Annotated in this window: 3 protein-coding genes and 2 pseudogenes; 2 read left to right on the forward strand and 3 right to left on the reverse strand. The window is 59.7% G+C overall.

Translation table 11 applies throughout. From position 1 onward, the window contains the following. Nucleotides 1-13: 13 nt before the first annotated feature. A pseudogene (locus G113_RS19295) lies at nt 14-1,782 on the reverse strand (M4 family metallopeptidase). Nucleotides 1,783-2,114: 332 nt separating this feature from the next. Here G113_RS19295 and G113_RS19300 point away from each other — a divergent pair. Both G113_RS19300 and G113_RS19305 read left to right on the forward strand, forming a co-directional pair. Then, complete coding sequence (locus G113_RS19300; protein ID WP_005910528.1) at nt 2,115-2,669, forward strand: GNAT family N-acetyltransferase; 555 nt, start codon at nt 2,115-2,117, stop codon at nt 2,667-2,669. Continuing rightward, nucleotides 2,669-3,229, forward strand: coding sequence for a GNAT family N-acetyltransferase (locus tag G113_RS19305; RefSeq protein ID WP_005910530.1), 561 nt, complete (start codon nt 2,669-2,671; stop codon nt 3,227-3,229). Before G113_RS19300 ends, G113_RS19305 begins: the two co-directional genes overlap by 1 nt. Nucleotides 3,230-3,305: 76 nt before the next feature. On the opposite strand, the gene G113_RS19310 is transcribed toward G113_RS19305, so the two are convergent. Continuing rightward, nucleotides 3,306-3,602: a hypothetical protein gene (locus G113_RS19310; RefSeq protein ID WP_005910532.1), complete on the reverse strand. Its 297-nt coding sequence runs from the start codon at nt 3,600-3,602 to the stop codon at nt 3,306-3,308. A 391-nt stretch (nt 3,603-3,993) separates the two neighbouring features. Then, a pseudogene (locus tag G113_RS19315) lies at nt 3,994-4,486 on the reverse strand (Bcr/CflA family drug resistance efflux transporter); the annotation flags it as partial.

The following is a 4,486-nucleotide window of genomic DNA, read 5'->3' on the forward strand; positions in this document are numbered from 1 at the left end:
AAACCTCATTCTATCAATAACTTGCCTTAAGACTCACACCAGAGAAGGCACTAAAGCCACTCAGTTGCACATGCCAGGTGCCCGCCTTGGGCGCATTGAGGGTGCAGGTCTCGGTGTTGCCACTCTTGTAGGGGCGGCAATCGTAGCTGGTGCTGGTTGGCACAGCACCAAATTTCACATAGAGATCCGCATCACCGCTGCCGCCACTGCTGGCAACCACAAGCGTGCTCTTGCCGGCCGGAACCTCAATGGTGTAATTGAGTTTGCCCCCCTGGGCTCCCGCCAGTCCGGTCTGGGCCACGCCGTTTTGCAACACACTGCCCCCTGAGGGCGGCGTGCTACCACAACTGGCATTGACGCCGACCGTGCTGAAGGCGGCCGCCACATCGCTCAGACTGTAGTCAAGATCCGTGGCCGCCCGGGTCACGCCACAGGCCCCCTGATCGAAGCTGGCGTTAGGACCCCAATAGAGTCTGTTTGCCAGCACGAACACCTCGAACGCCTTGCGGGTGTTCCAGCCGCTGCTGTTGGCCAGCAGGTAGAACGCGCGGTTATAGACCCCCGAGCTGTGGTGCACGTCCATGCCGCTGCGATAATCGCTGGCATGACCGATGGAGCGGCCATCCCGGGTCGGATCCTCGAAGTAGCGCAGTGAACCGTTGCCCTTGAAGATCTGGGCGCCCACCAGCCAGTCGTTGCTGCCTTTCATGAAGTTCTCGGCAGCTTCCCCGCCATGTCGGAGAAGGCCTCGTTGATGCCGCCGGATTGATTGGCATAGACCAGCCCCGCGTTCTGCTCGGTAAAGCCGTGGCTCACCTCATGGGCGGCCACATCCAGGCTTACCAAGGGATAGAAGGTGGTAGCGCCGTCACCAAAGGTCATCTGGCTGCCATCCCAGAAGGCGTTCTCATAGTTGCGGCCATAGTGGACCCGCATCTTCAACTTGAAGCTGAGCGGCGCCGTGTTGTACCAGCTGCGGTACATGTCGAACACCACATTGCCGAAGTAGTGGGCATCATTGAGGGGCGAGAAGGCGCCGTTGATCTCCTTGACCGTATTTTCCGGGCAGCTGAACTGGTGAACGCTGCCCCCCGAGGTGGCATGATTCATGTTGATGGTATCGACGTTGGCGCTGCTCATCCGGCAGTTGGCATCGACCAGCAGGGGGCCGAAATCGGCGCCATAGAAATACTTGCCAGTTTTGGTGTTGCCGCCCGGACCGCTGGCATTCTGATGATTGATCCCCTCCCAGCGCTTGAGCTCGGCACCACTGTGGGCATCGACCATCACGAAGGGGCGGCTCGGCGCCTCGCCCGCCGCCAGCCAGGAGACCAGATAGACCAGACGCGCCTGTCCGGCCTCATCTTGCACCACGAGCAACTTGACCCGCTCGTTGCTACCCTTGGCGCCATTGCGCGCCTTGACCGCCGCCTCTGCCGGGCTAAGGGTCGCCACAGGGCTAGCCACATCCCCCTCTATCTGGCGCAATATCTGCCCGGACAACTTGCTGACCTGGCCACCAAGGGATTGCTCAGCCACCAGCACCTGACCCCACACCGGGATACCATGCCAGGTCTGCTCATAGCGGACCCGCAGCTGGCCATTGGGCAGAGTAACGGCACGAACCTGACGGTACTCGCCATCCCCTGCCAGGGCGCTCACCCCCGCCGCGCCACTCGGCGCCCCCTGAATACCGGCAACCTGTTCAATTGCGACTTGCTCGGCGGCCAGAACGGCGCCACCCCAACATGCCAGCGCGACGGCCAAATAGACTCTGTTCATCTCTTCTTTCCTTAGGTCGATGATATCCCGGGCCACTCCCGGCGCCTCTAAGCTAGCGGGACCGCCACAGATTGCGCCCTGTCAGAACTGACAGCTCAGCACAAAGGGATAGCAGGATCTGCTGAAGAGTCTGCAAGGGGCCCCCAGAGAGAGGACAAACGACATTTCCTGCCAGAACGTGACCGACAAGTCTCCCTTGCCCCCCCATATTTGCCAGCAAGAGAGCTCCCCCATGACCAAGGAACAAGGGCAAGGTCGCCATGGCGCTCTGTAAGCCAATTGGCTACATTGGCACATCAATGCATGACATAGACGCACCGAGGCAAGACCCTATGTTCACCTGGCAATTGGATGACGAACTGGCACTGACTTTCTTGCAACCCGACATGGCAACCGAGCTCTATGCTCTCTGCCAGCAGAACCGGGAGTACCTCTCCCAATGGTTGCCCTGGGTGCCGTTCGTCCAGCGCCGTGACGACACCGCCACCTTCATTCGTCACGCCATCGAAGGCTTCGCCCGTGGCGACTCTCTCACCACGGCCATCGAGTATCAGGGGGAGCTGGTCGGAGTCATAGGTTACAACCGGATAGATCAGAATCTGGGCAAGGTCACCCTGGGTTACTGGCTGGCGGAGCGCTGGCAGGGCAACGGCATCATAGGTCGCGCCTGCCAGGCCCTCATTCATCACGCTTTCGAGGAGATGGGCATGGAGAAGGCGGAGATCAGTGCCGCCCTCGACAATGAGCCCAGTCGGGCGGTGTGCGAGCGACTCGGCATGCGCCAGGAAGGGGTGCTGCGCCGGGCCGAGCGGCTGGGAGACCGGGTCGTGGATCACGCCCTCTACGGCCTGCTGCGGGAAGAGTGGCTCCAGCAGAGGGATGCCTGATGGCGCTACCTCATATCAAGACGGCGCGCACCCAGCTCACCATATTGCCGCCGGAACGGGCAGATCTGATGCTCGATTACCATCAACGAAATCGCCTGCATCTGGCGCCCTGGGAACCCAGACGCGATCCTGACTTCTATACCCTGGGTTGCTGGTTTACCCGGCTGCGAGAGAGCTACGGTCAGTTTTTCGCAGGCCAGGCGGTCAACCTGGTGGCCCTCGATGCCAGCGGTGCGCGGGTGATCGCCACCTGCAACTTCACCAACATAGTGCAAGGCATGTTTCAGGCCTGCCACCTTGGCTACTCGATAGATGAGGCCTATCAGGGGCAGGGACTGATGCAGGAAGTGGTACAAGGGGGGATAGATTATCTGTTCGCCGAGCTGGGGCTGCATCGCATCATGGCCAATCACATGCCCGCCAACCTGCGTAGCGCAGCCCTGCTGGCACGGCTCGGCTTCGAGCGAGAAGGATATGCCCGCGACTACCTGATGATCAACGGCCAATGGGAGGATCACGTGCTGACCTCCCTGCTCAATCCAGCCTGGGCGCCGCGCTGACCCAAGCCATTGGGCGCCACCAATAAAAACGGGCCCGGGATATCGCCCCGGCCCGTTTTTGTCAATCAAAGCCAACTTAGTTGGCTTTGGCATCGCTCACAGCGGCTTCAACCTTGTCGGCAGCAGCGGTAGCGGCCTTCTCTACGGCTGCGCCTGCATCGGCAGCAGCTTGCTTGGTGGCTTCGCCGGCGGCGGCGGCTTTGTCGGCAGCCTTGTCAGCAGCCTGTTCAACAGTGGCGCTAGCTTCGCTGGCGGCTTGTTCTACTTTGGCAGCAGCGTCAGCGGCAGGAGTCGCAGCCGGTGCCGCTTCTTCTTTCTGACCACAGGCGGTCAACATCAGACCCAGGATACCGGCTACCAGTACTTTGTTCATGTGCATACCCTCAAAAATTTGGAGAGATGGCATCGTTGCCATCACAGGCCAGCTGTACCCCTTTGTTCAAAGATGAATAAGGGAGCCAAGAGGCGCGCAAAATATAACCCTAACCCCAGTTAATGAAAACGAGTATCACAATGATATTTTCTCACCCAGTGGATGAAAAAACCTAAACAACCCTATTTTTTTGATACAAAATTTCAACAAAAAACGATTTTATGAACAGTTAATCCACTTCCAAGGCAACAGGCTCCCCTATATCACCACTGTCGACCCCATAGTCCAGCATCTGGCAATCAGACAACTTTTGACAGGGAGGCAGCGTCTTGAGAGCGAGAAATAAAAACGGGGGCCTGAGCCCCCGTCTTGCACATCGCTGTCATCACCCTCAAGCGCTGGCGCAGAGGCGGCGGCCACGCCGGGTCAGCAGCATCACCAGAGGCGGCAACAATAACCACATGTGCAACGCCAGCTGGTTGAGTGGATCCGCAACCAGCGCCCCAGTGATGCCAACCAAGGCACCGGCCCCACTCATCTGGAAGAGCCCGAGCAGCGCGGCAGCCGTACCGGCACAGTGACCAAAGGGTGCCAATGCCATACCTGCGGCGGCCCCCAACACCATGGCAAAGCCGATGCTGGAGAGGAAGACAGGCCCCATCATGGCCAGCGGATGCGGGATATCTTGCACCAGGGTCAGCATCAGTGCCGACAGACAGATCACCAGCAGCCCCAACCGCAGCGTGCGTCTGGCCCCGACCTTGACGATGAAGCGGGGCGCCAGGAAACAAGTGGCGATATTGAGCACCGCATTGGCAGCAAACCAGTGGCTGAAGCCATCCATATCCAGTCCCAGCTTGACCATCAACTGCACAGGCGCCGCC

Origin of the sequence: Aeromonas molluscorum 848, assembly GCF_000388115.1 — a bacterium.
Taxonomy (GTDB): domain Bacteria; phylum Pseudomonadota; class Gammaproteobacteria; order Enterobacterales; family Aeromonadaceae; genus Aeromonas; species Aeromonas molluscorum.